The 626-nt window shown below is 30.0% G+C and carries 1 protein-coding gene; it reads right to left on the bottom strand.

Annotation, left to right across the window (positions count from 1 at the left end):
• Positions 1–46: 46 nt before the first annotated feature.
• On the bottom strand, positions 47–277 hold the full coding sequence (locus HMPREF2704_RS03010) for a hypothetical protein (protein ID WP_023027513.1): 231 nt from the start codon (positions 275–277) through the stop codon (positions 47–49).
• Positions 278–626: the final 349 nt, after the last annotated feature.

Genomic DNA, 626 nt, shown 5'->3' with positions numbered 1-626 from the left:
GGGTCAGTACAATCTGGTTGCTAGGGCTTTATTATGCTATATCTTACTAGGGATGATGATCTTTTTCAGGATTGCTCATAATATGTGTAAATATTTCTTTATATTTATATTTCAGATATTTTTCGTGTAGAATGAATAAAGCTACGTAAACAATCATAAAAACAATAGATAAATACAGCGTATCAAATGTGCTATGTCCAAAATAAGTTGCGGATTCATAAGATCCAATAGCTCCTAAGATCAACCAAGGAATGTACTTGTAATACTTCGTTACCATAACACGTATCTCCTTTAATTAAATTAATGAGAATATCTAAAACTAAAAGTCATACCTGTACGTGTAGGATTATAAGGATCTAAGGTCATAAAAGTGCTAAATTCTCAAACCAACTTCTACCGCCAATAAACGTGGAAGTTAATTTGTCAAAACAATGCTATTAAAAAATAAAAGGGAAAACTTTTTTGTTAAATAAGGTTATCGTTACTATTAACCAAATATAGTTTTTAGCCAATCAACTATAAGTGGTCTAAGTAATGGGATTACGAATAGACCTACAATGATACCTAAAATAAATATTAGAAACATTTTTTTGAAGCTTCTTTTGTTCATCTATGGACACATCCCT

Origin of the sequence: Streptococcus sp. HMSC076C09 (assembly GCF_001837905.1) — a bacterium.
In the GTDB taxonomy this organism is placed as follows: domain Bacteria; phylum Bacillota; class Bacilli; order Lactobacillales; family Streptococcaceae; genus Streptococcus; species Streptococcus parasanguinis_I.
The sequence above is the reverse complement of the archived record's forward strand: the minus strand, read 5'-3'. Positions and strand labels throughout refer to the sequence as shown.